Source organism: Alteromonas sp. KUL106, assembly GCF_009811415.1.
GTDB lineage: Bacteria > Pseudomonadota > Gammaproteobacteria > Enterobacterales > Alteromonadaceae > Alteromonas.
In genome coordinates this window covers 139067-165377 of the sequence record NZ_BLIG01000027.1, presented here as the reverse complement: position 1 = coordinate 165377, position 26311 = coordinate 139067, and the positions used below count along the sequence as shown (strand labels likewise).

Below are 26311 nucleotides of genomic sequence, written 5' to 3'. Positions count from 1 at the left end.
ATTAGCTAACAGATAAACCTTCGTTTACGTACACGCTTTTGTGCACTCAAGTCCGTTGACAGCTTTCACTGAGCTAAGTACGACAGACTTGCACTATCGATAAGTGATTTGCCAAAAAAGTGCCAAAAGCTAGAAAATACGATGTGCTTGTGAAATTAATTATATAAAACATTGGGTTAAGCATTGGGTGGGGGAAATGGTTAACTGTGATGATGATAACGAGGTTTATAAAATTGCACTAAAACGGTGTGCTAATGAGAGCTTTCGGTGCAGTTTTTTTCACCATGCTTTTTACTTTTTGTTGGGTTGCTGTTTTATTTTAGCGTCTTTTTTAACGTGGTTAAGTGACCCTTCATAATTGCGTAGGTTCTTACCTGTTGGCTTTTTCCGGCATAGTGCTCATGTTCAAAGTGCTCACAAAGTTGCTTTAACGCCATGGCTGCATCTTTGTTTAGTAAAGGCGTTACCTCAGCCATATAGGCAGACAAAGTTTTATGGCCTCTGTCTTTTCCTGTTTTTGCCTTTACGTGTTCTAAAGCGCGTAGCAGAATGGCATGAGAAGGCGAAAGAGGGGCTTGGTGTCTTTTGGGTAGGAAATATAAGGCTAAAATGAGCCCAATAAGGCCGATGGCAGAAAGAAATACAGCCCGCATTTTTTGAGGTGTCAGTGCACCTAATAGCTCTTCAAGCATGTTGGTTTGAGCCGCATTATCAAAACCCAGCACCCACTTACTCCACGAGTAATCAAGCTGTTGAAACCAGCCTTGCAAGGTAGTAAAGAAAGCAGAGTTGCTGAAATCACTTAGTATTGTTGGTTGACGCGACTCCCCAAACTCTTCTAACGCGCGTTCAAGCCCAAAAGTTAAGCGAGACGGGGCCGCCATGCTGGTGGGATCATATCGTAGCCACTTACCATCAATTAATGTTTCAACCCAGGCGTGGGCATCGTACTGCCTAATTTGAAGAACCGTCTCATTAAGTGCATTTCCGCCTTGGTAGCCTGTTACCATTCTAGCGGGAACCCCGGCTGCGCGAAGCACGTAAACCATCGCGCCAGCATAGTGGGCGCAAAATCCCGCACGCTCTTCAAATAAAAAACGGTCAATGGGTTCGACAGGCATGGCGCTCGGGGAGAGTGTATAGCGAAAACCGCCATTTTTAAATTCGGTCATTACAGCGTTAACTATGTCCAGCGCATTTTCATGTTGTTTAGCCAGTTGCTGCCCCCATGCTCTTGCTTCAGCATTGCCGTTCATTGAAACCGACAAATTGAGCTGGGTTTCAAAGTTGCCGATACTGTTGGTTATTGGTGCCTCAGGAAAGTAACGAAAGTAAAAGGCTTTTTTGCTTGAAATAGGGCTATTTGCGCGCAGGGTAAAATCAAAAAGGCTTCTCACTGAAATACTGTTTTTTAAGTTATCGGGTGCCGAGGGCGCTAAAGCAAAAAGCCACGTTTGCTGAGTGGGTTCAACAATCAGCTCATAATTTGTCGCCTGTGGCATGGTTTTCTCCGTCAAATCAGACAAGGGCGTTGACCTGCCCATAAACGCTAGCTGTTGTTCTGCCTGCTTGCGTTTATCGCTGATTGACCACGTTTTCCCATCAAAGTGTTCTAGTGTCATGGCACGCCAGTATCTCGCCGGCGCATCAGGCACACTTTCGGGGCTCTCGAATGTGGCACTAAAGGCCAACTCAGAGGAGCTCGCAAGCGACGCGATATCACCGGGTGTGACCGTATCTGATAGCCCGGTTTCTGTAGATTTTGACGTTGGCATTTGCCAAAGCGGAGGAAGTTGGGGCAGCAATAAGAATAAAAGCAGTGCAATGGGAAGGGCTTGAGCAATTAGTACACCCACGAACTTGACACTTTTCGTTACGGGAGTGCCTGCACCATGATAAATCGCCGTAGCGACAAGCAATAGTGCGACTATTCCTGTGTAGCCAATCCAGGCAAATACGCTCAGGGAAGAAATAAAGCCACAGCCAATTAAAAATAAGCACGTGCAAATAAGTAAATGAAAATCACGTTTCTTTTCAACCAGCATTATTTTTAGTGCACAGGCGATGGTAAGCAAATTAATCATGCTGTCGAGAAGCCCCACTGATAAACCGAACCAAGACAAAGCAAATACCGCGAGTACGGCAAGCAGATTAACCGTGCGTGTTGTGGGCAACCTATGGAGCGTGCTAAGGCCTGCAACTCTGACGATTACCGCACATCCACTGAGCACGAGTACCCATATCATCAAAGGGGCGGTCAGCGTATAGATAATGAAAGAGAAGGCTGCGCAAAGTACCATCACAGCGAGAGCGTGAGGTTGTTGAAGCCCGTTTTTTAAAACGGTGAATGGTAAGAATCGATGCAGCAAGACGGGGCTCATGTGACTGACCTCACCGTCTTTTTGTACCTGGGGGATAGTGAAACGGGTTTATTCTCGGTCAGAGAGTTGGGTGAACTTTCCTTATTAAAACAAGCAAGTGCACTGAGGCACTCCTCCATATGCTTCGCGCCATGAGCAGGCGCAATGGTAAGCCCTCTATATTTTATACCAAACACACGATCTGCACCTGCCCATAATAAGGTCGCATAGGTGAGTGCTGAAATGGCCGTTTCTACATCTACGCTTAACGGTATTGAAAGCATAACGCTTTCACTGCGCATCGAGGTAAATGACTTCGAAACCCAATTACCGTTCTTAGCGACATGTTTCCAAGAAACCCGATTAAGTGGTTGTCCCACTTCGTAATCGTTTAATGCATAGAAGTCTTCGTTACTTGTAGGCTCCATTATTTGACTTACGCTATCTAATCCATCATTAACCGCCATTTTATCGATAGACACTGGGCCTTCTTGGGGCTTTGCGTATACGGTTACATGTTGGTCAAAATCGAGGTGAGTCCAGCACTTGTAAAGGCCAAGCGGAAAGTCGCAGGCAATGGTCATTCTGCCAAGAGCAAATCGACCCCGTCTAGGTATGTGTAAAGGAATGTGCAGTGTTTGCTTTTGTTCTTTTTGGGTATGGGCCCCTTCGTTTAACGAAAATAGGTAGTGTTTATCTATAACAGCGCTGTCATCTTTATGACTGCCTGCCTTTGCGTGCGCATCTGCACTGCGCACTACATTAAGCCATTTAATCGATAAAGTGCCGCTGCATGCTTTTGCCGAGGCGTTGACATGGGGAATAACCTGAAGCTGTATTTCACCGTCTACATTACAGTGAAATGAGCGGACGGGAAGGGCTTTGAGTGCCAACCGTGCGAAATTTTGATGAGTATAAAACAACGCTAAAAGCATAATGCTTAAACACAAATAACTGAGGATAAGCATCAAGTTGTTTTGGTAGTTGGTACCAAGTAAAAATAAACACAACGATAAAATGATAAAAGACCAACCAAACCCACTGGGCAACACAAAAATGCTGTTCAGATTGAGGTGGTGTTCTTGAGAAGCGGGTACCCGTTTATCGAGCCACTTTAATAGCCGACGCTTTACGTACTGAGACAAAGATAATTTTGCTCTATTCATAACCCACTTTACCTTTGCGAGCTTTACCCACTCGTAGTGCTCCACGACCCTGTCAATGTCAGGCTGCCAAAGGATCAACGCTATCAAGTAACTTTTGACTGAGCTTTTCACCATCAAACCCATTAGCCTGCTGTCCCTGAGAGAGTGAATGGGAAGATAGTGTTAGCCTGTGGGCGGTAATTGCTATGAATACGGCCTGTACATCTTCTGGGGTAACGTAATCCCTATCAGAAACAAATGCCCATGCTTTCGCGCCTTGAAGAAGCGCTCGGCTGGCTCTTGGGGAGAGAGGGTTCGGATAGTCATGGCTTTCTCTGCTTTCACTAACCAGTCGCAATATGTAATGAAGAATGGCATCGCTGGTGTGAATTGCAGATACGCGTCTCTGCATCTCGTGTAAATTCGCTTCACTTAAAATTTGCCCAAGCGGGGCTGACGCATCCCGTTGCATAAGCATCGCCTTTTCCGCCTCCCACGCCGGATAGCCTAAAGAAATTCGCATAAAGAAACGGTCTAGCTGTGACTCTGGTAGCGGATACGTGCCCGATTGATAACTAGGATTTTGCGTGGCAATGACAAAAAATGGAGAGGGCAGCGCATGGGTAACCCCGTCAATACTCACTTGGCGTTCCTCCATTGCCTCTAACAGTGCGCTTTGTGTTTTTGGGCTTGCTCTATTTAGTTCGTCGGCCAACACCACTTGGCTGAAAATGGGGCCGTGTCTAAAAGAAAAGCGTTTTTCGTCGTCACTTTCGTGAGAGTGAAAAATATTAACACCTAACATGTCTGAGGGGAGCAGGTCTGAAGTAAATTGAATGCGCGCATATTGAAGCCCAAAAACCTGCGAGAGCGCGTGGGACAGGGTGGTTTTACCCATACCAGGTAAGTCTTCAATGAGTAAGTGACCATTGGCAAGTAAACACGTAATCGCGAGTTTCAACTGGTGATCTTTACCAATGATCTTCTGACTAAGGGCTTGCTGAACACGAATGATTTCTTTGTGCATAAATTGGTCACTTACGTTTAAAAAGTTTCTGTCACACTTAAACTTAGCAGATTGAATGTGATTCTGTTCTACCTTTAATACTAGCAACGATAGCGTGGCGCTTTCTATTGTCTTACCTGTGTTATTTTATACGCAGGTATATTTGGTTAACGCGCCCAAGCGCTCGTTGCGCAAAGCGGCAGACCGCACAGCGGTTCATCAGCGAATAGAAACTTATAAATAAATGAAAAGTGGGTAAAGGGAGTGAATAAGGGATATCTATACATAAACCTTAAAACAAGTGTTATTTAGTGCTGCGGAGTTTATCTGTGTTGTCTATAATGGTGCATCTTAAAAAGGAAGTAGTTATGAAAAGCATTGAAATAGATGACGATTTATATGCCTTCATCGCCAGCCAGACTAAACATATTGGTGAGAGTGCATCGCAAATTTTAAGACGTTTACTGTTACCTGAGGATGGCGCTATATCTCATGGCATCTCGGCACGAGCGGACAACAATGAAATAAAAAATACAAGTGCAGAGGGGGCTACTGAAGAGTTTGCTGTTGAAGCTAACGTAAACGCAGCCACTCAAGCACCCGTTAAACGTCAGTCTGTAAGTGGCGCTAAAAAAGCACCGGCCAAAAGCACCGGAACTACCTCACCGGTAAAAGCCGCGGCTAAAAAATCGATGGTTAAAGCGGCCTCACCAGCGAAAACGGCGCCTGACACCGCGTCTACAACATCTGCTTTTGTGGCTGAGAGTGAGACGCACACTAAACGCGATATTCTTGATGCAGTAACAAAAGATGCGTTAGCGACGTTCACGAAGCGCGTTGACCAGTTTTTGTTTGTTTTAAGTGCAGCGCACAAGCTTAATGCAGACAATTTCTCTAGCGTGGAAAGCATAAAAGGTAAAAACCGTACCTACTTTGCAACAAGCAAAGAAGCGCTACTTGAAAATGGCAGCAGCACAAACCCTAAAGCTATTCCGGATAGCGCTTTTTGGGTAGTAACAAACAATAATACGGCTAAAAAAACAAACATGCTGGAACAAGTTTTGCGTATTTTGGGTTACCAGCCAGATGTTGTTGAATCCGTTATCGCACGGTTCACATCAGAGGGTAAGTAAAAAAAGGCATTAGGCCTCAACACGACTTCTAGATAAGGACTTTTTCATGGCATTACATCCGCAAGCTGGTAAGCATGCAGCAAAAGAACAACTTATTAATGTAGCGCAATTAGTAAGCCAGTATTACAGCTTTAAACCGGATATAAACGACCCGGGCCAAGGGGTTTCTTTTGGGACCTCTGGTCATAGAGGAACGGCCTCTGACGCGACCTTTACTGATACCCATATCAGTGCGATTTGCCAGGCATTGGTAGAATATCGTAAACAAGAAGGTATTAACGGGCCTTTATACATCGGTAAGGATACCCACGCGCTATCTGAGCCAGCCATGATTACCGCTATAGAAGTATTGTGTGCAAATGGCGTTGATGTTGTTGTGCAACGAGAAGATAACGAAAGTATGGGGTACACGCCCACCCCGGTTATTTCTCGCACTATCATCCGGTATAACCGAGCGGATAATGCTGACAAAGCCGACGGCATCGTTATCACTCCTTCTCATAATCCTCCTTCAGATGGTGGTTTTAAATATAATCCGCCTCATGGTGGTCCTGCGGATAGCGACGTAACGAAGCAAATTCAAGACCGTGCTAATGCATTCATTGCTGACGGCAACAAAGATGTTCAGCGTATTGATATTCGCCAAGCTAAATCTCGTAAATTGGTTCGTGAAGAAGACTTTATGGAACCTTACATCGAAGACTTAGCAAACGTTATCGATATGGAAGCCATTTCTAAAGCGAACTTAAAACTCGGCACAGATCCGTTGGGTGGTGCCGGAGTAGGGTATTGGTCACGTATTTCAGAGAAATACGGCTTAGATATCACTGTAGTGAATGACGCCGTTGACCCCCAGTTTGGTTTTATGCGTCGTGACAAAGACGGTAAGCTCCGAATGGATTGTTCGTCAGCCTACGCTATGGCAGGGCTTATTGAGCTTAAAGATAATTTTGATTTAGCCTGGGGCAACGACCCGGACTTCGACCGTCACGGTATCGTGTGCAAAAGTGTAGGGTTGATGAACCCGAACCATTATCTGGCTGTTGCAATAAACTATTTGTATACACACCGCTCAGAGTGGCCAAGCGATTTGAAAATAGGCAAAACCCTAGTTTCAAGCAGTATGATAGATCGCGTTGCGAAAAGCTTAGGCAAGCCGCTTGCGGAAATGCCCGTAGGTTTCAAATGGTTCGTTGACGGGCTGTCAAACAGCACCATCGGCTTTGCAGGCGAGGAAAGTGCAGGCGGTATTTTCCTTGAACGAAATGGCAGCACGTGGGCGACAGATAAAGACGGCTTTATTTTGTGCTTGTTAGCGGCAGAGATCCTTGCGGTTACCGGTAAAGATCCTGGTGAGCATTATATTGCGCTTACAGAAAAGTTTGCAGCCCCTGTATACAGCCGAGTTGATGTGGCTGCGACACTTGAACAGAAGCAGAAGCTATCTGCCATGGATGCGTCGGTAGTAACGAGCGATACCCTGGCAGGAGAGCCCATCACTGCTGTGCAAACCCATGCACCGGGCAACAATGCCGCTATCGGTGGCGTTAAGGTATCAACGGAGAATGGTTGGTTCGCAGCGCGACCTTCTGGCACCGAACAGATTTATAAAATTTATGCTGAAAGCTTTAATGGTGAAAGTCACTTACAAGAATTGATTGCTGAGGCTGAAGTGTTAGTGGGCAGAATTATAAAATAAGCTCAAAATTAAACCGCTTTAAACGAGTTTATGTAAATAAAATGTTAAAAATCGCATGAATGCATACGAATTCATGCGATTTTTTGTAATTTTAACAAAATTATTACAACATAATCGTTTAAGTACTGATATATTGCTGTCATATTCGTAAGATATTTTGTAATTAAATTACTTTTCGGTGTGAAAACGCCATTTCTTATTTAAGAGTGAGACGCAAAATGAACGCAAAAGCGACCAAGACGCAACCCTCTCCAGTCATCGATAAAGCGGCTTTTAAATCTGCCGTTATTAGACACCTGCACTGCACGCTAGGTACCGACGAAAATAAAGCAAACAATCACGCTTGGTGGAAAGCGACGTGTGCAGCAATTCAAGAGCAAGTGCTAGAAGGATTGCGCAAGACGCAGAAAACCCACTACCTAAACGATACGCGTGCCGTTCATTACTTTTCTGCTGAATTCCTAATGGGGCGTTTGCTATCAAACAACCTGCAAAATTTTGGCTTATTTGATGTAGCAAGTGGTGCATTGAAAGAGCTTGGCGTGGAAATTTCAGATATTCTTGAAGAAGAGCCAGATATGGCGCTGGGTAACGGTGGCTTAGGTCGTCTAGCAGCGTGCTTTATTGACTCTTTAGCGACAATGGAATTGCCTGCTATCGGCTACGGAATTCATTATGAACACGGCTTATTCCGTCAGGAAATTAAAAGCGGTGCGCAAATTGAGCGCCCAGACAGCTGGCGTGATTACGGCAATCCATGGGAGATTTGCCGTCCAGAATCTACTCAAGAAGTATCGTTATACGGCTACGTAGAGACCAAATATGGTGAAAACGGTCGTGTACTAAAAGAATGGCATCCAGGTTCTATCGTCAAAGGTGTACCGTGGGACATTCCTGTAGTGGGCTACGAAGGTAAAACCGTGAACGTGCTGCGTTTGTGGCAGTCAGAAGCATCTGGCTACTTCAATTGGGACGTATTTAATGCAGGTGGTTATGTCGATGCACAGCGTGAAAATGTGCAGGCAGAAACCATTTCTAAAGTACTTTACCCGAACGATGAAACAGAAGCGGGTAAAGAACTACGTTTAATTCAGCAGTATTTCTTCTGCTCATGTTCACTGAAAGACATTATCCGTCGCTACAAGCGCGCGCACGGTGATGATTGGAGCCGTTTTGCAGATCAGGTTGTTATTCAGCTAAACGACACGCATCCTGCTATCTCTGTACCAGAGCTTATGCGTATCTTGGTTGACCGAGCTGAACTGGGATGGGACGAAGCGTGGGGCATCTGTACTAAGGTGTTTGCGTATACGAATCATACCTTATTGCCAGAAGCATTAGAAAAGTGGCCTGCTCGAATGATTGAGAAAATCCTTCCTCGTCACTTAGAAATAATTTACGAAATTAACCATCGCTTTATGGCCGAAGTCGATAAGAAATGGCCGGGTGATAATGCCATGAAGGAAAAGCTTTCTATTATCGAAGAAGGCAATGAGAAAATGGTACGCATGGGTCACCTTTCGGTGATTGGCTCTTTTGCGGTTAACGGCGTAGCAGAAATGCACTCTCGCCTTGTTAAATCATCATTGTTCCCTGAGTTCGATGAACTCTATCCTGGCAAACTCACTAACGTGACTAACGGGATCACGCCTCGTCGCTGGTTGAAAGCATGTAACCCCGGCTTGTCTAAGCTCATCGATAAGAAAATAGGTGAAGACTGGCCTCGTGACCTGGACAAGCTTCAAGGCTTGGCAAAATTCGCAAGCAACAAAACGTTCCAGAAGCAATTCATGAAAGTGAAACTGGAAAACAAGGAACTGTTGGCTGATGAAATTCGCAAATCTCTGGATTTAGACGTAGATGTCAACGCTATTTTTGACGTGCAAATTAAGCGTCTGCACGAGTATAAGCGCCAGCACTTGGCATTGTTGCACATCATGGCGTTGTACCGTCGTATTCTTGAAAATCCTGATTACGATATGCACCCTCGCGTGTTTGTTTTCGGCGCGAAGGCGGCACCTGGCTACAAGCTAGCTAAAGATATTATTTATGCTATCAATAAAGTGGCAGACAAAATTAACAACGATCCACGCGTTAACAACAAGATAAAGATTGCTTTCTTGCCAAACTACCGCGTATCGCTTGCTGAGAAAATGATCCCTGCTGCTGATGTGTCTGAGCAAATCAGTACGGCAGGTAAAGAAGCGTCGGGTACCGGAAACATGAAACTAGCGCTAAACGGTGCGGTGACAATCGGTACGCTAGATGGCGCAAACGTTGAAATTGCTGAAGAAGTGGGCGACGACAACATCTTCATCTTCGGGTTAACTGTTGAAGAAGTAAACGAGCTTAAGGCGAAGGGTTACAACCCATACGATTACTACTACAAAGACTCAGAAATTAAAGCGGTGCTAGATTGGTTAGAAACCGATTACTTCACGCCAGGTAAGCCAGGTGCACTTGTGTCTATCAAGCAAAGCTTGCTAGATCATGGCGACCCGTACATGGTATTGGCAGATTTCCGCGCCTATTCTGACGCGCAAATCGCAGTTGACGCGGCATATCGCGACAAAGAACGCTGGGCGGAGATGGCTATTATCAACACGGCGAAAATGGGTAAATTTACCTCAGATCGCTCAATACGTGACTATGTAGAGCGTGTTTGGAAGCTTTCACCGTGTAAGATTGAAGGCTAATCGTAGAACGCGATATAAAGAACCCGGCAGTGCTAAACTAGCCGGGTTTTTTGTTTTGTAATACAGTTTGAATAGAATTGCGCTTTAAATAATAAAGGCGTTTTCTGACTATTTCAGCTATTGTTGTTTAATGATATAAACAAGTATTCAAAATAATACGTTAGCGCCGTTGCGCCTATTGCGCAGTCATGCTTTTATATAAGTAGTTGTTTTTAGTACCTCGAAGCGTAGAGCTCAAGGAAAACATCATGAGCCACCATACATCACTGGCAACCATTCCGAATCGATTTTCGTTTATCGATAGCATTGCAAAACAAGCATCTAATAGTGCCTCAATTTCCTTGATGTTGGTGGATGTGGTGCGTTTTTCAGACGTAACCACGAGCTTGGGGATCCACATCGGCGACCGCTTTTTACTTGAAATTGCAAACCGTATTCAGCTTCTTTTTGGACATACCGCTTTTGTAGGTCGTATTAGCGGCGATGTATTTGGCGTTGTTTTTAGTAACACGAATAATGAAGAATATATGCGTCAAATGTTTGAGCGTCTTGTCGAACATTTTAAAACACCTATGCATTATGACGGTACAGCCTTTATTGCCGATTTTAATGTGGGTGTCGTGTGTAGCGATCAGTCTGAATTTGACATTACAAGCTTTGTTTCCCGAGCGGAAACGGCCCTAAAGCAGGCAAAAGAGAATAAATACGAAAACTATTTTGCATTAGCCAAGTCAGATAAAACTGACACGGGAAGAAGTTTGGCGCTCAAAGCGGATTTAAAACGCGCCTTAGCCCAAAATGAACTAGAGCTTTATTATCAGCCTAAAGTCGATTTAACAACGCTCAGCGTGATAGGTGCTGAGTGTCTGTTACGCTGGAATCACCCCTTAGATGGCGTGCTATTTCCGGGCCCGCTCATCGAAGCGGCTGAATCTTACAATATGATGAATGAACTTGGGTACTGGACGTTGGAGCAGGCTTTCAGGGCGCTGGTTCAGCTTAAAGCACTTAAAATGCCTATTGTGTTGTCAGTCAATATTTCGCCAACGCAGCTATATGACAATCAGTTAGTGCCCACACTTACCATGTTGAGTGAAACGTACGACATGCCCTTATCGCTGATAGAGCTTGAATTGACCGAAGATGTCGCTTTATCAAACTCACTGATGGTTAAAAAACAATTAGATGAGTTGCGCAGTTTAGGCGTATCTATTTCCGTTGACGATTTTGGGAAAGGTTACTCAAACCTAGCCTACATTAGAGATCTCAATCTGGATGCGCTGAAAATAGATAAGTCGTTTGTCATGGAGTTAGAAGGGGACCCTGTGAACAAAGCCATCATCGAAGCGGCTAAAATTATCGGTCAAGCGAAAGGATGCAGTGTTGTCGCGGAGGGAATTGAAACGATAGCGCAGCTCCATATTTTACGGGAAATTAATGTATCGCAAGGCCAGGGGTATTTGTTTTCTAGGGCTATCCCGTTTAATGATTTCGTTAACCTTGCCCAACAAGAAATTATCATCGGTAATTCACCCACAAGACTCAAGGCCTAGCTAGCCACTCCTGAAGTAAATTTGTTTTCACCTTCGTACGTTCTTTGCTCTTCGTTATCTATGCGGATTGGTTTTACAGCTAGCAACAATAAAATACTGAGTTGACGTGATTTTTTTTGCCTGCCTCGGTACACTATCGGTCATTTATATCAGACAGAGTCGTTAAGCAAAAGCTCATGCAAGAACTCATCGAAAATGGCAATTTTTTAAGCTTATCTCGTCGCCACCCCGAGTTATTCGAAAAACCTCAGCAATTCAAACTCTCTAATGGGACATGCGTCGATATAACTGCACCAGGCATCATCAGTTTTTCAGTGCAATCATCTTCAAAACCAAAAAAGCGAATTGTTCTGTCGTGCGGCGTGCATGGTAACGAAACCGCACCAATCGAAATTTGCGACGATTTGGTTAGCTCAATCCTCACAGGCGCGATTAGCTTGTCGCATGATGTGTTGTTTTTATTTGGCAATTTACCGGCAATGGATATTGCCGAACGCTTTGTCGAGGAAAACATGAATCGCTTGTTTAGTGGCGCTCATTCAAAAGGCGAGGGGTTGGTGAATGCAGAGCGGATACGCGCAAAAGAACTTGAGGATGCTGTATCCTCGTTTTTTAATGCAGCTGAAGGTACTCGCTATCACTACGATTTGCATACCGCTATTCGCGCTTCAAAAAATGAAAAATTCGCAGTATACCCTTATTTACACGACAGAATTCACAGCAAAGGACAACTTGCGTTCTTGGCAGCCTGTGGGGTGAAAACCATTTTGTTGTCAGAAAGCGCTACCACCACATTTAGCTACTTCTCGTCCTATCAGCACAATGCGCATGCATTTACTGTCGAGCTGGGTAAAGTTCGTCCATTCGGCCAAAACGATATGCGTCGGTTTGAAGATGCGAAGAACGCGATAACACAGCTTATTACTCAGGATAATTATGCGCCAACTGTCGACATGAATGACCTCGATATTTATCGTGTAAATCAGGTGATCAACCGCAATGAAGAGCAGTTTGAGCTTCACTTTGATGATGATACCCCGAATTTTACTGATTATCCCAAAGGCACGGTATTAGCTTCTGAGCCCGGCAAACAATATGTCGCTGAACAAGATGGTGAGGCTATTGTATTTCCCAATGCTAAAGTGGCGATAGGGCAACGCGCGCTGCTAACCGTTGTGCCGACTACGTTGGATACTCTCGATGTTTAAATTAGATAGCCGTTTACACAATGATACATTTTTTGTCTGTGATCTTTCGCTCTGTCGTGTACTGTTAATGAATGACAGCCAGTTTCCGTGGCTTATTTTGGTGCCGATGAAAAACGACATTGCCGAGATTATTGACTTAACGGAAGACGAGCAAATCAGGTTGTTAAAAGAATCGGCCCTTGCGTCCAGAGCAATACAGCACTTGTTTGCGCCATTTAAACTTAACGTGGCAGCTATCGGCAACGTAGTGCGTCAACTGCACGTACATCACGTGGCGCGTTTTGAATCTGATTGCGCGTGGCCAAAACCAGTTTGGGGAAATCAGCCAGCGGTAGCCTATGATGCTAGCGAAGCTGAAGCGCGTATTGAATCTCTTAGGGCATGGTTTAAAAGCAATACCCAGTGAGCGCCACAACCGCGCCAACTTTTAAGATTAACGCTTATATTAAAAGGAGTTATTTATGATTGTTTCAACTACCCCAACCCTAGAAGGGCACAAAATTGAGGCCTACTACGGCATAGTCGTCGGTGAGGCCGTTATGGGCGCAAACGTTTTCAAAGATCTTTTTGCCTCGATTAGAGACATCGTGGGTGGACGTTCGGGTTCGTATGAAGAAGAGCTAACCACGGCGCGTAAACTCGCGTTTACTGAACTCGAACATGAAGCAAGAAGCATGGGAGCGAATGCGGTAGTAGGTATCGATTTGGACTATCAAGTCATTGGCGATAAAGGCAGTATGCTTATGGTAAGCATTAGCGGCACTGCGGTGAGAATAAGCCCGCTGTAAGTAGGTCTACGCGGGAAGCCCTTAAATAAGGGCCACCAAAGAGGCATTATCGGTAATATTAATTTGTTGTTTTACGGTTATGCTCCTTAGTTTCGTCACTAGTTTCCTTAGTTACGTCTGTAACGTTGCCGGTTTCTTCAGCCCTATGTGAACGGTTTGCGTCGGATTCATCAGTCTGTGATCCGGCGAGATGGTCTTTATCACAAGCGGCATCTTGATCGTCGTCATAGGGCTTCGATGGGGTTGGAAATTTAAATTTGGCACTGTATTTAAGCAGTGTAATGTTTCCAACGACCACACCCAACACTAAAACAATGATCACAATTACCCAAGTCGTACTCATAGTGTTTATACCCCGTTATTTAAAACATACCGATTAAAAAGGCTTGGTAAGTTTCGTAAAACACTGGCTTTGCCTAATATATCGCTTTTTTCAATGGCGCCTGTTAAGTCGCTAACGTTTCTAGAACGCTCAAAAACCATTGCCGTTGACTTAAAACTTAAATGCCATGGTTCGACAGCTACGCCGCCTTTATGTTCTGAGAACGGGCGAAAAAAGCCAAAGCGCTGCATGTTTTCATCCAGCCAGCATGCCAATGTGTGACAAGGTCCGTTCCCTTGGTACTCACTTTCAACAAGGTTGAAATCGCCCCCCCAGCGTTTAACTGATGCGCGATCATAAACGTCGATATCGGTTCCCCAGTGGTGACGGCTCCCCCCTGGTAATGCCGACCACGTTAAAATAGCGTGGAGCTTGTCATCATCACTGAGGTTGCTAAACCGTAGGGGAACGCCATGAACATCAAGAAGCGGCGCTTGGCCTAACCACTTTCGATTAAAAATGGCCGTTTGTTTATCGAAATCGCGGTAACTACTGACTAATTGTAGGTCAATGCCTTCTTTTTGCGCGGCATCTTGCATCGCTAAAAAAGGAGAGATAACGTCGCAATGAAGTCTATGGCCGTTGCCAGCATCAACGAGGTGATCGTTGCGCTGCCCCAGCCATTCTTCTTTTGTTACTGATTTCATATTCACCAGATAGCGCTACTTGGCGAGTAAACGTTCTAAAATGCCATAGTACATATCAGCAAGCTGTTCTAAATCAGACATTTTTACGCATTCGTCTATTTTGTGGATCGTAGCGTTCACCGGGCCTAGTTCTATTACTTGTGCGCCTGTTGGTGCAATAAAGCGTCCGTCAGACGTACCGCCAGCAGTAGAAAGTACGGTAGGGGTACCTTTCACTGCTTCAATAGCACCTTGCGTTGCCTCCAGCAATGCACCGGTGTCGGTTAAAAAAGGCTGACCGTTGAATGTCCACTTTATGTCGTATTCTAACTCGTGGGCATCGAGAATGCGGGTTACCCGCTCAATGAGAATCTGATCAGTAACCTCTGTTGAAAAGCGGAAGTTAAAGCAAACGTGCAGTTCACCTGGGATCACATTACCTGCACCTGTTCCCGCGTGAATGTTAGAGATTTGAAAACTCGTCGGCGGGAAAAAGTCATTGCCGTTATCCCAATGAGATTTGGCCAGTTCGTCTAGGGCCGCCATGGCACTGTGTACTGGATTTTTTGCCAAGTGAGGGTAGGCAACATGCCCTTGAATTCCTTTAACAACAAGATCGCCCGTTAACGAACCACGACGACCGTTTTTAACAATGTCACCAACTTCATCGGTTGATGACGGCTCACCAACTATACACCAGTCAATCTTCTCATTGCGTGCTTCAAGGGTATCGATAACGCGAGTGGTACCGTTGATAAAAGGTCCTTCCTCGTCGCTGGTAATGAGGTATGCAATACTGCCTTTATGGTCGGGGTATTTATTCACAAACTCACGGGTAGCGACGAGCATAGCAGCAAGGCTGCCTTTCATATCTGCGGCACCGCGTCCATGCAGGTAGCCCTCAACTTCAGTGGCAATAAATGGCGGCGTTTTCCATGCGTCTTCAGGACCGCTGGGTACTACATCGGTATGACCTGCAAAACAGAATACTGGGCCTTCTTTCCCGCGACGAGACCACAGGTTAGTGGTGTCCTCAAACACCATGGATTCATTATCAAAACCCAACGCGCCTAAGAATTCACTCATTGCGTCTTGGCAGCCCGCGTCCTCTGGCGTTACAGAGCGGCGATTAATCAATTGCTTGGCGATATCAATAACAGAGTCGTTTAACAAAATATTTCCTCATACTGTGCCGGTTTAAAGCCAATGTGAAACGTGTTGTTATGGAGAAGAATAGGGCGTTTAACCATAGCCGGGTGAAGCTCAAGCAGTGCAAGTGCTTTATCTTTATCCAAAAAAGCCTTTTCCTGTTCGTCTAATTGACGAAAAGTGGTACCGCGTTTGTTAAGCATGGCTTCCCAGCCTAACTCAGCCTCTGCTCGCACAAGAAAATCGCTATCAATACCGTCTTTGCGATAATCGTGAAATGAAAACGACACGTCGTTATCAGTTAACCATTTCTTGGCTTTTTTTATGGTGTCACAGTTTGGGATCCCGTAAAGGATAGTGCTCATGATGAATTCTTCCGTACTACTTTTGTTTTTTTAAATGCACGACACTGTTTTACACAGTACCGGCAAAAACGCCGTCTTAGAGATGAGCGATACATTATAGAAAAGCAAAGCTGCATCAAAATCAGCGAATAAGTGATTCGTGAACCTTTGTGTCACATCATACAAGCTGTTGGTACGTTGATAAACTCACTTGCGGTGTATTTTTAACGCGAAGTCTTAGGTATGTTGAACTTTGAAATACCTATTTGAAGTGGTCACAGCCCTTTGACGCAGAACAACTATGCCTGCGGGGCTGTTTCGCGATTAAAATGCTTTCATATAGACCGAAATTCGTACAGTAAAAATCAACACGCCCTAGAGATACAGCGTAAAAAGGGCGTCAGTTCCGGCTTCTACAAACCGTTGATGTGTGGGCACCACACCGAGAAGTGCCTGTGAGTTAAGCACCGTTATCACACAGGTAGTGTTTATACCCCGCTGTTTTAACCACGCAGCGTTAACCGTGAACAGCGTTTGTTTGGTCGATATGCTGTCGCCGGGTTTAAGTGAACACACAAACTGTGCGCCGTGAAGATGGCTCGTGTCGCCGCCATATTTCACTCTGCACTTGAGACCCGCTTTTGACTGTATATCAACAGCATAGTCTAATGGGGCTATACCTAATACTTTGCCATCAAATGGCGACACAATGGTATTGGATGTAGAGGTGACTGCGGCACCGGGCCCCATGTAACCTCTTTTGAAAAACGGCTCATCGAGTTCACAGATAGGCACTACCTGGCCTGAAAATGGGCTTAAGGTGTAAAACTCTTTTTTGAATTTTTCCGGTGCGAACTGAAGTTGTTTAGTATTCACGGCTCTAGTGATCCTCGTTTACCGTGTAACCCGCCTTTTTTAAAGCATTTATCGCGGCTTTCAGCTTTGTATCTTTGACCAGAAAAAAGTCGGTTTCAAATGTTGATACAACGAAGATCGCCACTTTTGCTGACGCCAACACTTCACCAATTTGTGCCATGATGCCTACCATCGACAGATGCAACGGACCGAGTAGTTCGAGTGCTCGCCATCCTTCATCACTGTCTAGTGAGTCTACTTCTACGGAATCAGGTACCACAATAGACAGTTCATCCTCAGTTTTTCCCAGAAAAAAAAGCGGGCTATTAAGAACGGAAGCCGGAATAGCACTTTGGGGATCGAGGCTATGAATAGTGAATAATGACTCTCTGACTAAAAGCGTTTGTTTGGGCATGAGAAACCAAGAAAATGAAAACTTCGAAGATATTCACATTAAACCACTAACTGTGGCTAACTTCTACGTGTTATCCACTTAATCTGTGGATAAGTTTGTTGAGTAGTTTGGGGTCTTGTTATAAGTATATGAATAATAATGATAAATTAAACTGTACAAACAATGTGCAGTGGATAACATTCTTGAATTCACAAGCATTTTCCACAGGCTGTGTCTACCATTAAAATAAAAAATGTTTAGGATTTTTGCAATTTCTTCCCTTGACAATAGTCGCTTTTTTCAAAAAATCGCAACAGAAAATCACCCGTTGCCTTATTGATCTTGTATAAAAAAAACGTCGTAAAGCCAACCCAAACTAAAAAAGTTGTCGAGCGCGATCCGTGAACAGTGACTAAGTGGTGAATAGTTGTTGGATTATGCATTTTTATGCGTAAACGAAAGACCTTCCCGAAGGGCGAGTTTAAAATGTCCGTACTCTTTGTTGTGTCACCTTGATGTAGAACCACTATATCTGCGGTAACACGCAGCGATTACGAACATTTTAACTCTGGCTGATTGGGTAATGATCTATGCGGATTGGTATGATACATGACGGCTGTTCTTGGACTATAGTTACCCTTGGTAAACCTGATTATTGGTTGAAGGAGACAAAGGATATGGCTGATGCATCATGGTGTGATATCACCACTAAAAATGCAGACGAACTGGTAAGCTTTTATGAAGCCGTTATGGGCTGGAAAAAAGAAGCAATAGACATGGGTGGTTACAGTGACTACGTAGTAATGAAAAGCGACGGTACGCCAGTGGGTGGCATCTGTCATAAACGAGGCGTCAACGCCGATTATCCAAGCGGGTGGATAAACTATTTTACCGTTGAGAATTTAGAGATTGCGCTTAATGCAGTGACAAAGCATGGCGGAACTCAAATCGGAACAATTCGACATCATGGAAACGATAGCTTTTGCGTCATTACCGACCCTAGCGGCGCCGCATGTGCACTTTACGAGAAAGGGTAAAGTGGAAAGCAGGGCAAAATAACGTAAGCATTACTTCCCCTGCCTTCGATTTTGTTAATACGGTTATTTGTTTAGTACGCCACGGTTGACCTGGTCGCGTTCAATTGATTCAAATAACGCTTTAAAGTTTCCTTCTCCGAAGCCTTCGTCTTGTTTACGTTGAATAAACTCAAAAAATACGGGGCCAAACACAGTTTCAGAGAAGATTTGAAGCAGTAATCGAGGTTCACCATTTTCTGTGGTGCCATCTAATAGAATGCCGCGTTTTTGAAGTTCGTCTACGTTTTCACCGTGCCCGGGAAGACGGTCCTCAAGCATGTCATAATACGTGTTTGGAGGAGGCGTCATAAACTTCATGCCTTTAGCTTTAAGCTTATCTAAACACGCTACCAGGTCGTCGCAAGCGAAGGCAATGTGCTGTATACCTTCGCCATTATATTTCATCAAAAACTCTTCTATTTGGCCGCCACCACCGACGGCTTCTTCGTTTAACGGTATACGAATTTTGCCATCAGGCGCGGTCATTGCCTTTGATAGCAGCCCGGTGTACTCGCCCTTAATATCAAAATAGCGAATTTCCCTGAAATTAAACAGCTTCTCATAAAATCCAGCCCAGAAGTCCATGCGCCCACGGTAGACATTATGGGTAAGGTGATCAAGCGTATGAAAACCACAGCCTTCAGGGTGGCGATCAACCCCTTCAATCCAGTTAAAATCGATATCATAAATGGTGTTTTCGCCCTCATATCTGTCGATAAGATAAAGCATAGCGCCGCCAATACCTTTAATAGCCGGCAGCTTTAACTCCATCGGGCCAGTGTGCGTGTCCATTGGCTGTGCGCCACGAGAAAGCACTTCTTTATAAGCGTGTTGCGAATCTTTAACGCGAAATGCCATGCCGCATGCAGATGGACCATGTTCTTCAGCGTAGTAGCCAGCGTGGCAATTTTTCTCATAATTGCTCAATAAGTTGATATCGCCTTGACGCCATAACTCTACGTCTTTCGACTTGTGGCGGGCAACGCGGGTAAAACCCATTGCTTCGAAAATAGGTTCCAAAATTCCCTTCTTTGGTGCCGTGAATTCTAAGAACTCAAACCCATCTAAACCAATTGGGTTATCAAATAAATCAGCCATAGCGTTACATCCTCAACGTAAGATACATTTTATAATTGTTGCTTGATTGTAAGTGTGCAGTGAAAAACCAAGCAATAGCAGGTATGACAACGCTTTTTTTGCGCTGGAAAGCACAACTGTAACGTTTTGTTTTCAGTTGTTGCTCTAAAGCGCAATTAACGATTGGAAAAAGCATCCAATTAATTGAAATAATTGGAAAAAGAGTGGTGCTGCTCGTATGTTTAAGTGTCCACCAAACAGTACATAAAACGCTGGTTGTTACTTTTCACCGTTGTAGTACTTTTTCAGGCCTTTCCAACAAGCAAGATAGTCGCGCTGACGTATATCACTATTCATAGCAAATTCGGTAGGGGCAATGGCATATCGCGACTCGAACATAAACGCCAATGTATTCTCATAGCGCTGGGGAGATAGCGAAGCATTTGACGCTTTTTCAAAGACCTCTGCTTCAGGGCCATGAGGCGTCATGCAGTTGTGCAGGCTCATGCCGCCTGGCACAAAGCCATGTTCTTTAGCGTCGTACATACCTTCTATCAACCCCATAAACTCACTCATAATATTTCTATGGTAGTAAGGAGGACGGAACGTGTTCTCTGCAACCATCCATCTGGGTGGAAAAATAACAAAGTCCACGTTAGCAGTGCCTTCAAACTCTGACGGTGAGGTAAGCACAGTAAATATAGATGGGTCTGGGTGATCAAAGCTCACCGTGTTTATGACATTAAACCGGGATAGGTCGTATTTATAAGGTGCCGAATTTCCTACCCAAGCCACGACGTCAAACGGTGAGTGATCAAGGTGCGCTTCAAATAGGTTGCCGCAGAACTTATTTATCATGGTGTGGGGGGTGTCATTATCCTCAAACCAAGCTGTCGGATAACAAAAATCCCGTTGATTGGCATAACCGTTTGCCCCAACCGGCCCACGTTCCGGTAAAACAAAAGGATGGCCGTAGTTTTCACAAATATAACCACGTATAGGGCCATTTAATGGCTTGATAGCAAAGCGCACGCCTCTAGGAATAACGGCTATCTCACCCACCGATACATGAAGCTTCCCAAACTCGGTAGTCATCTCCATATCCCCAAGCTGTGGGACAAAAAGCATTTCACCGTCAGACGAGTAAAAAACGCGATTATGCATATTGGCATTGGCACTATAGCAGTGTATTCCCATACCTGTTTGTGCTCTGGCATCGCCATTTGTGGCAATCGTAACAAGTGAATCGACAAAATCTGTATCTTGCTTAGGAAGTGGAACCGGATCCCACCTGAGTACGTTTGGCGGACAGGGAACATCAGTCTCAGGCGCCGTGCGCACTAGGCCATTATCAATTTTAGCGAAGTCACCCATGGCGATTGAAGGGCGGAGTCGGTATGTCCAGCTTCTACGATTTTCAGCCCTTGGTGCCGTGAAAGCCGTACTGCTAAATTGTTCAGCGTAGAGGTTGTAGTTGACTTTTTGTGGGCTGAATTGACCTACAGGAAGTGCCCCAGGTAATGCTTCGGTTTCATGTTCATTATTAAAGCCGGTCAAATACGATAAGTTTTCCATAGCGCTGTCCACGGTTGAGCCCTATATAGGCTGAATTTAGTTGCAAATGAAACTATTTGTTCTAGGCTAGTGATAAATGCTGGGTAAATCAATAATGATGGGAAGGCTGCACCAATGCGTAAAGACAGTTTTGGTAAGCTAGGTTTACAGGCATGACACCCACAGCAGCTATCTCAATCTCTAACGGGTTAAAAACAAAAGCATCAACGCCATATTCGTTGGGCCCTCACAGTTCCCAGCTTGCCTACGAATACCGGAGCCAAGAGTAATTAAAAAATAAAGGTCAGGAGTAAATACGTGCAGTTAAATGACATGCTTGCCTATAAAGTTGCCATGTTGGCGAGTGATTTAAGCAGCTCTCTTGCAAAAGAGTATGAAGCATACGAGCTGACTATGCCTGAATGGCGTATTTTAGCAACGCTGGGAGCATCTCTTGAACACTATCAACAGCACTATAAAACTGCGAAAGACATTGCATGGGCGACTCGCCTAGACAAAGTGCAGGTATCTCGTGCACTAGAGCGCTTGCTTAAGAAAAACGCGGTGATAAAGCAGACAAGTCCAAAAGATAAAAGGGCGAGCCTTATCGCCTTATCGCAAGAGGGAAACGCTATGTATCAGAAGATCATACCTCGTGTTATCGAATGGCAAAAGAAACGTTTACAAAATATCACTGATGATGAGTATCGCGTATTTCTAAAAGTGATAGACGCGCTTACCCCTTAGTTTATAGAGGATATAGCTAGATAGGTGTGGTCTGAACAGGTCATCAAAAAAGGCCGCAACGGTTACTTTTACCCATTTAGCTGTTAAATTCCACCGGATTAGACAAAATAATGGGTTTATCGCCCAACGATGAGCAAGGAAATGAAGTGGCACCGTTAGAAATATACGCAGGTAAAAAAGCACGAGAAGTCATAATGAAAAACGGTTTTTGCCCAGCAATATTCAATTACTTTTTAGGCGCCTCTGGCGGGCCGAAATGGTTTTCCCTTGCAGGTCTAGATCGCGTGTTATTTCCCGAATGGTTTGCCAATATTGATCATCAAATACACGTGATAGGTTCTTCAGCGGGTGCGTTTCGCGCAATTTGTGCAGTGCAAAACGATCCGCTTGCCGCAATTAATCGTCTAGCCTCTTCCTATTCAACAACAACGTATAGCGATAAACCTACGCCACGGGAGATTACTGCTAAAGCAGAAGCATTGTTGGAAGAAATGGTAGATGAAAAGGGGAAGCAAGAAGTACTGTCTAACCCTAGGTTCAAAGCGCACCTTATTGTGGCGAAATGCTTGGGGGCGACCCGTTTTGAAAATAAGTTCAGGCAGCTTTCTGGCCTTGCAATGAGTGCCGCAGCAAACACGGTAAATAGAAAGCACCTTTCTCGCTTGTATACGCGATATGTGTTTTCAACGCCTGATACAGATTTTGCCATCAAAGATCCCTATGCATTGCCCACTCAATACCACGATTTAACGCAGGGGAATATCCACAGTGCCCTGTTGGCGTCGGGCTCGATTCCGGTTGTTATAGAAGGGGTTCAGACTATTGAGGGGGCTCCGCCTGGAATGTACAGAGATGGCGGAATAGTGGATTATCATTTTGATTTGTCATTTGGACCGGATGAAGGATTAGTTCTCTATCCCCACTTTTACGATAGGCCAATACCAGGTTGGTTCGATAAAGGCTTGAAGCGCAGGATGCCTCATCAATCTAGCTACGACAATGTAGTGATGCTTGTACCGTCAGCCGCATTCGTAGCGAGTTTGCCCTACAGCAAAATACCTGATAGAAAAGATTTCGAAGTGCTTGATGCAGATACCCGTATTAAATATTGGCAAACGGTACTCAGTGAAACCGATAGGTTAGGGGAGTATTTTATGCGCGCTGTGAACGATGGCACGTTGGTCGACTCAATAAAGCCATTACCGTTTGCTATGCGGTAATTTAGGTGGGTAGATTTGCAAAAAACAACCGAATTGCTGTCAAATTAGTCACTTGAACGCGGTTTTGTTAAGTTTTTCTTGCAGGCAACGTTTTCGCTAAGTATGATACGCGGCGTTGAAAGGCAATCGCCCACCGCTCTGGTGATACAACATCTAATGCGTCTATAGCTCAGTTGGTTAGAGCGCTACCTTGACATGGTAGAGGTCCCCTGTTCGAATCAGGGTAGACGCACCATCTATTCTTCTTCCAAAAATTCGTTTTAAAGTTTTTTGAAATTATTCGTTGCTCAATAGCATCGAGTAAGTAGACTTTAATTGAAATATAGGGCGTTGCTATTATGGCTTATATTAGTACTAAGCTAGATTGATTAATGTCCAGCGAATTAAATAAGCATCCGGCTAATTTATTTATGCTTTAATCGCAATAGCATAAACAAACTACAAGCAACCAACAACAGTGCCGACGAAGGTGCATTCACCGAAGCTGTATTCTCGAATTGTATTTCGCTGATGAGGACCCACGGTGTATTTCGATTAAATTGTAGTGTGAGTGTGTCGGTCTCTATTGATTCAAAATCAAGCACATAAGTATTGGGACCAGCATTAGCAACGTTACCCAAGATAAAAGACCGCGATAGTTCTGAAATAAAGACTGATGTTGGAGCTGTCAAACCTCCATAACCGAACGCACCCTCGGTAACAGTTTGCGTTATTGGTGAATACTCTGAATCATCTGCGTAAATATAGAGGCGGTTTATTATCGTATCCGATGCAAATGAAAAAGTAATAGTTGGATTAAGGTTAAACCATCCCACATAAAGCCCATTAATATCTTGACCTAATGCATTACATGTCCCTGTGTTTTCAGTATTACACCAAATTTGGTTAGCAATAACGCCATCAGTAAGTTTTCCAACACCTCCCGAAAGTAAAGCGTTCACCACTTGCGTATTACCTGAACCTGTGTAGTTATCATCAAAATAGGTGAAGCTTCCCCGATTCCCATTAAGCATTGAATATGACTCAACGGAAATAATACTGGCATGTGCCGTACTCATAATTAACGAGCATAGTATCAAAGCTGTAAAAGAATACGTTTTAGTCATTCTATTCGACCCTCATAGTTGATAGAACGAGTTAAGCAAAATTCTAGCCAAACAAAAAAATCATAAAAAGTAATCGTTTGCAGACTTGACTGTAATGTTACAAGTCTTTTTGTAAAAACTTTTGACACCTTACCGTAGTTGTACACTCTTTCTATTTTTATCAAATGTCCCCAACAACACAAGCAGGCGTAAAGTGGCCAATAAACATGTCATCTTAATCACTAACAACTCAATATTTTGCTTCGATTTTTTCAGGTATTTGAAGGACATGTTTTGCGGTATTTTCATTGGAAGACTGACCTTGCCAGTTTTTTTAGACTACACTTAAGCGGTGGCAATTACTTTTTTCTATAGATGCTGTTGAGTCGTTAAGGATTTCAGCACGCGAGGGAGTAAGATGAGCTTAACGGAATATAACGAGCCCACTTTATTTGCAAAGCACGGGTCTGCTGAAAGGCGGTTCTTAGAGTTAATTAGTGCCCTACCAAAGGTTTCAGTTCAAGGTTATGACAAAGAACGCAACGTCATCTACTGGAACAAATCAAGCGAAGACATCTACGGTTACAGTGCACGTGAGGCGCTAGGCCGCAAACTTGAAGACTTGATTATTCCTGACGTTATGAAAGCCGATGTTATTAAATTTCATAAACGCTGGATTGAATTTGGTGAAGCGATCCCCTCTGCAGAGTTGGTTTTGGCCAAGAAGGGGGGCGAGCCTGTTCATGTCTTTTCTTCTCACGTGATGTTAAAAGAGGGTACGGATTCCCCCGAAATGTATTGTGTCGATATCGATTTAAGTGAGCAGCATGCCGTTCGTCAGGAGCTAGAACGAATGGCATCTACCGATCTGTTGACTGATCTGCCAAACCGCCGGCTTCTTAAGCAGTTTCTCGCCAATGCGATAAATGAAGCATCAACAAAGCACGTTGGCTTTGCTCTCTTTTTCATCGATTTAGATATGTTTAAAGAAATTAATGACACACTTGGGCACACATGGGGCGATGAGCTACTTCGCGCTGTGGCTGAACGCCTATCTGATTGCATAAGTAAAGAAGGGATGCTTACACGATTTGGTGGCGATGAATTTGTTTATGTTGCTACTAATGTGAAAGGCGAAGATGATTGCGAACATATCGCTAAGCACCTTTCACGTTGTTTTGAGCAAAGCTTTCAGTTAAGTACGGAGAATATCTATATTACCTCCAGCATCGGCATAAGCTTATACCCTAAGCATGGCAGAGAGATTGACGATCTGCTCAAAAATGCAGACGTTGCCATGTATCAAGCTAAGGCCGAAGGGCGCAATCGCTATCATTTCTTCACCCATGCATTAAGCCAGCAACTTCGACAACACAGAAGTATTGCAGCAAACCTGCGTGCATCCTTAGAAAATAACGAGTTTGAACTTCTTTACCAACCTCAGTTTGATGTAAAAACGGGAAAAGTTGCTTCGTGTGAAGCGCTGTTACGATGGCGGCCACAAAACGAAGCACTAGCTGTACCGCCGAATATTTTCATACCTATTGCTGAGCGCAGTGATTTAATTGTGCAGATAGGCAATTGGGTGTTAAAAAGCGCCTGTCAGCAAGCGAAAACGTGGAAACAAAAAGGTATTGAGGTTCGCATTGATGTGAATGTTTCTGGCAAAGAACTAGAGAAAGCAGCGTATTTTGAGCGTTTGGCGACATGTCGACATCAATACCATTTAGTGCCTAAGGATATCGGCCTAGAGCTCACTGAGAACATTCTAATTAAGTCAGACAATACAATTTTAGAGAACCTGCGAGTTCAACGAGACTTAGGTGTGGAAATTTCTCTTGATGATTTTGGTACGGGGTATTCATCGCTGAGTTACCTCAAGCACTTCCCAGTCAGTCACCTGAAAATAGACCGTTCATTTTTAAAAGGCGCGCCTGAAAAAGCCTTTGATAGTGCTTTAATGGAAGCGATTGTGAATGTTGGCCATAAGCTAGATCTGTCTATCGTTGTTGAGGGCGTTGAAACCGAAAAGCAGTCTGACTATTGTAAGTCGTTAAACGTAGAATTTGTGCAAGGCTATTTGTATTCAAAACCCTTAAGCGCTGACGCGATGGAGGCGTTACTTAAAAAGCAGTAATAGTGTGTTAGCGCTAAGGTAGCGCTAACCTTCCAGACCCCATGAGTTGTATAAGGTGCAGTATCGTTAATCAAAAA

23 protein-coding genes and 1 tRNA gene are annotated in these 26311 nt (G+C 44.3%); 12 read left to right on the top strand and 12 right to left on the bottom strand.

Annotated elements, in window-relative coordinates; all coding sequences use genetic code 11:
* Nucleotides 1–314: 314 nt before the first annotated feature.
* The 3 genes from GVO63_RS10570 to GVO63_RS10560 are packed head-to-tail and all read right to left on the bottom strand — an operon-like array spanning nucleotide 315 to nucleotide 4532.
* The gene (locus GVO63_RS10570; RefSeq protein WP_159579732.1) at nucleotides 315–2381 is read right to left on the bottom strand and encodes a DUF3488 and transglutaminase-like domain-containing protein; all 2067 of its coding nucleotides are present in this window, start codon (nucleotides 2379–2381) and stop codon (nucleotides 315–317) included.
* Nucleotides 2378–3526 carry a DUF58 domain-containing protein gene (locus GVO63_RS10565; protein WP_159579730.1) on the bottom strand — a complete coding sequence of 383 codons (1149 nt, stop codon included), beginning with the start codon at nucleotides 3524–3526 and terminating at the stop codon, nucleotides 2378–2380. Before GVO63_RS10565 ends, GVO63_RS10570 begins: the two co-directional genes overlap by 4 nt.
* Nucleotides 3527–3584: 58 nt before the next feature.
* Complete coding sequence (locus tag GVO63_RS10560; RefSeq protein WP_159579728.1) at nucleotides 3585–4532, bottom strand: MoxR family ATPase; 948 nt, start codon at nucleotides 4530–4532, stop codon at nucleotides 3585–3587.
* Between the two features lie 347 nt (nucleotides 4533–4879).
* On the opposite strand from GVO63_RS10560, the gene GVO63_RS10555 reads away from it, so the two are divergent.
* From GVO63_RS10555 to GVO63_RS10525, 7 genes are all read left to right on the top strand, one after another.
* On the top strand, nucleotides 4880–5644 hold the full coding sequence (locus GVO63_RS10555; RefSeq protein WP_159579726.1) for a SeqA protein: 765 nt from the start codon (nucleotides 4880–4882) through the stop codon (nucleotides 5642–5644).
* A gap of 46 nt (nucleotides 5645–5690) precedes the next feature.
* Nucleotides 5691–7343 carry a phosphoglucomutase (alpha-D-glucose-1,6-bisphosphate-dependent) gene (pgm, locus tag GVO63_RS10550; RefSeq protein ID WP_159579724.1) on the top strand — a complete coding sequence of 551 codons (1653 nt, stop codon included), beginning with the start codon at nucleotides 5691–5693 and terminating at the stop codon, nucleotides 7341–7343.
* A gap of 218 nt (nucleotides 7344–7561) precedes the next feature.
* Entirely contained in the window at nucleotides 7562–10039 is a 2478-nt protein-coding gene (locus GVO63_RS10545) for a glycogen/starch/alpha-glucan phosphorylase (RefSeq protein ID WP_159579722.1), read from the top strand.
* Between the two features lie 248 nt (nucleotides 10040–10287).
* On the top strand, nucleotides 10288–11592 hold the full coding sequence (locus GVO63_RS10540) for a bifunctional diguanylate cyclase/phosphodiesterase (RefSeq protein WP_159579720.1): 1305 nt from the start codon (nucleotides 10288–10290) through the stop codon (nucleotides 11590–11592).
* A 176-nt stretch (nucleotides 11593–11768) separates the two neighbouring features.
* Nucleotides 11769–12800, top strand: coding sequence for a succinylglutamate desuccinylase (gene astE, locus GVO63_RS10535; RefSeq protein WP_159579718.1), 1032 nt, complete (start codon nucleotides 11769–11771; stop codon nucleotides 12798–12800).
* Nucleotides 12793–13206: an HIT domain-containing protein gene (locus GVO63_RS10530; protein ID WP_159494102.1), complete on the top strand. Its 414-nt coding sequence runs from the start codon at nucleotides 12793–12795 to the stop codon at nucleotides 13204–13206. The genes astE and GVO63_RS10530 overlap by 8 nt, the downstream gene beginning before the upstream one ends.
* A gap of 55 nt (nucleotides 13207–13261) precedes the next feature.
* Nucleotides 13262–13588, top strand: coding sequence for a heavy metal-binding domain-containing protein (locus GVO63_RS10525; RefSeq protein WP_159579716.1), 327 nt, complete (start codon nucleotides 13262–13264; stop codon nucleotides 13586–13588).
* A gap of 58 nt (nucleotides 13589–13646) precedes the next feature.
* On the opposite strand, the gene GVO63_RS19610 is transcribed toward GVO63_RS10525, so the two are convergent.
* The 6 genes from GVO63_RS19610 to GVO63_RS10495 form a co-directional block, all read right to left on the bottom strand.
* Nucleotides 13647–13931, bottom strand: coding sequence for a DUF2897 family protein (locus GVO63_RS19610; RefSeq protein WP_236552120.1), 285 nt, complete (start codon nucleotides 13929–13931; stop codon nucleotides 13647–13649).
* A gap of 5 nt (nucleotides 13932–13936) precedes the next feature.
* A complete protein-coding gene (locus GVO63_RS10515) occupies nucleotides 13937–14617 on the bottom strand; it encodes a M15 family metallopeptidase (protein WP_159579714.1) in 681 nt (226 codons plus the stop codon).
* 15 nt (nucleotides 14618–14632) lie between these two features.
* The gene (gene dapE, locus GVO63_RS10510) at nucleotides 14633–15769 is read right to left on the bottom strand and encodes a succinyl-diaminopimelate desuccinylase (RefSeq protein WP_159494098.1); all 1137 of its coding nucleotides are present in this window, start codon (nucleotides 15767–15769) and stop codon (nucleotides 14633–14635) included.
* Nucleotides 15763–16110, bottom strand: coding sequence for an ArsC family reductase (locus GVO63_RS10505; protein WP_159579712.1), 348 nt, complete (start codon nucleotides 16108–16110; stop codon nucleotides 15763–15765). Before GVO63_RS10505 ends, dapE begins: the two co-directional genes overlap by 7 nt.
* A gap of 354 nt (nucleotides 16111–16464) precedes the next feature.
* Nucleotides 16465–16965: a PTS glucose transporter subunit IIA gene (locus tag GVO63_RS10500; RefSeq protein ID WP_159579710.1), complete on the bottom strand. Its 501-nt coding sequence runs from the start codon at nucleotides 16963–16965 to the stop codon at nucleotides 16465–16467.
* Nucleotides 16966–16969: 4 nt separating this feature from the next.
* The gene (locus GVO63_RS10495) at nucleotides 16970–17359 is read right to left on the bottom strand and encodes an ACT domain-containing protein (RefSeq protein ID WP_159494095.1); all 390 of its coding nucleotides are present in this window, start codon (nucleotides 17357–17359) and stop codon (nucleotides 16970–16972) included.
* Between the two features lie 656 nt (nucleotides 17360–18015).
* On the opposite strand from GVO63_RS10495, the gene GVO63_RS10490 reads away from it, so the two are divergent.
* The gene (locus tag GVO63_RS10490) at nucleotides 18016–18375 is read left to right on the top strand and encodes a VOC family protein (protein ID WP_159579708.1); all 360 of its coding nucleotides are present in this window, start codon (nucleotides 18016–18018) and stop codon (nucleotides 18373–18375) included.
* A 63-nt stretch (nucleotides 18376–18438) separates the two neighbouring features.
* On the opposite strand, the gene hppD is transcribed toward GVO63_RS10490, so the two are convergent.
* Nucleotides 18439–19512 (bottom strand): 4-hydroxyphenylpyruvate dioxygenase, encoded by a 1074-nt coding sequence (hppD, locus tag GVO63_RS10485; protein WP_159579706.1) that lies wholly within the window; start codon nucleotides 19510–19512, stop codon nucleotides 18439–18441.
* 258 nt (nucleotides 19513–19770) lie between these two features.
* Nucleotides 19771–21066: a homogentisate 1,2-dioxygenase gene (gene hmgA, locus GVO63_RS10480; protein WP_159579704.1), complete on the bottom strand. Its 1296-nt coding sequence runs from the start codon at nucleotides 21064–21066 to the stop codon at nucleotides 19771–19773.
* A gap of 297 nt (nucleotides 21067–21363) precedes the next feature.
* Between hmgA and GVO63_RS10475 the strand changes: the two genes are divergently transcribed.
* From GVO63_RS10475 to GVO63_RS10465, 3 genes are all read left to right on the top strand, one after another.
* On the top strand, nucleotides 21364–21792 hold the full coding sequence (locus tag GVO63_RS10475; protein WP_159579702.1) for a MarR family winged helix-turn-helix transcriptional regulator: 429 nt from the start codon (nucleotides 21364–21366) through the stop codon (nucleotides 21790–21792).
* Between the two features lie 146 nt (nucleotides 21793–21938).
* Nucleotides 21939–23012, top strand: coding sequence for a patatin-like phospholipase family protein (locus GVO63_RS10470; protein ID WP_159494094.1), 1074 nt, complete (start codon nucleotides 21939–21941; stop codon nucleotides 23010–23012).
* Between the two features lie 158 nt (nucleotides 23013–23170).
* Nucleotides 23171–23247: transfer RNA gene (locus GVO63_RS10465), tRNA-Val, on the top strand.
* A gap of 169 nt (nucleotides 23248–23416) precedes the next feature.
* Here the strand turns inward: GVO63_RS10465 and GVO63_RS10460 are convergent.
* A complete protein-coding gene (locus tag GVO63_RS10460) occupies nucleotides 23417–24070 on the bottom strand; it encodes a hypothetical protein (RefSeq protein WP_159579700.1) in 654 nt (217 codons plus the stop codon).
* A gap of 445 nt (nucleotides 24071–24515) precedes the next feature.
* Between GVO63_RS10460 and GVO63_RS10455 the strand changes: the two genes are divergently transcribed.
* Nucleotides 24516–26234, top strand: a complete 1719-nt coding sequence (locus tag GVO63_RS10455; protein ID WP_159579698.1) for an EAL domain-containing protein — start codon at nucleotides 24516–24518, stop codon at nucleotides 26232–26234.
* Nucleotides 26235–26311 lie beyond the last annotated feature (77 nt).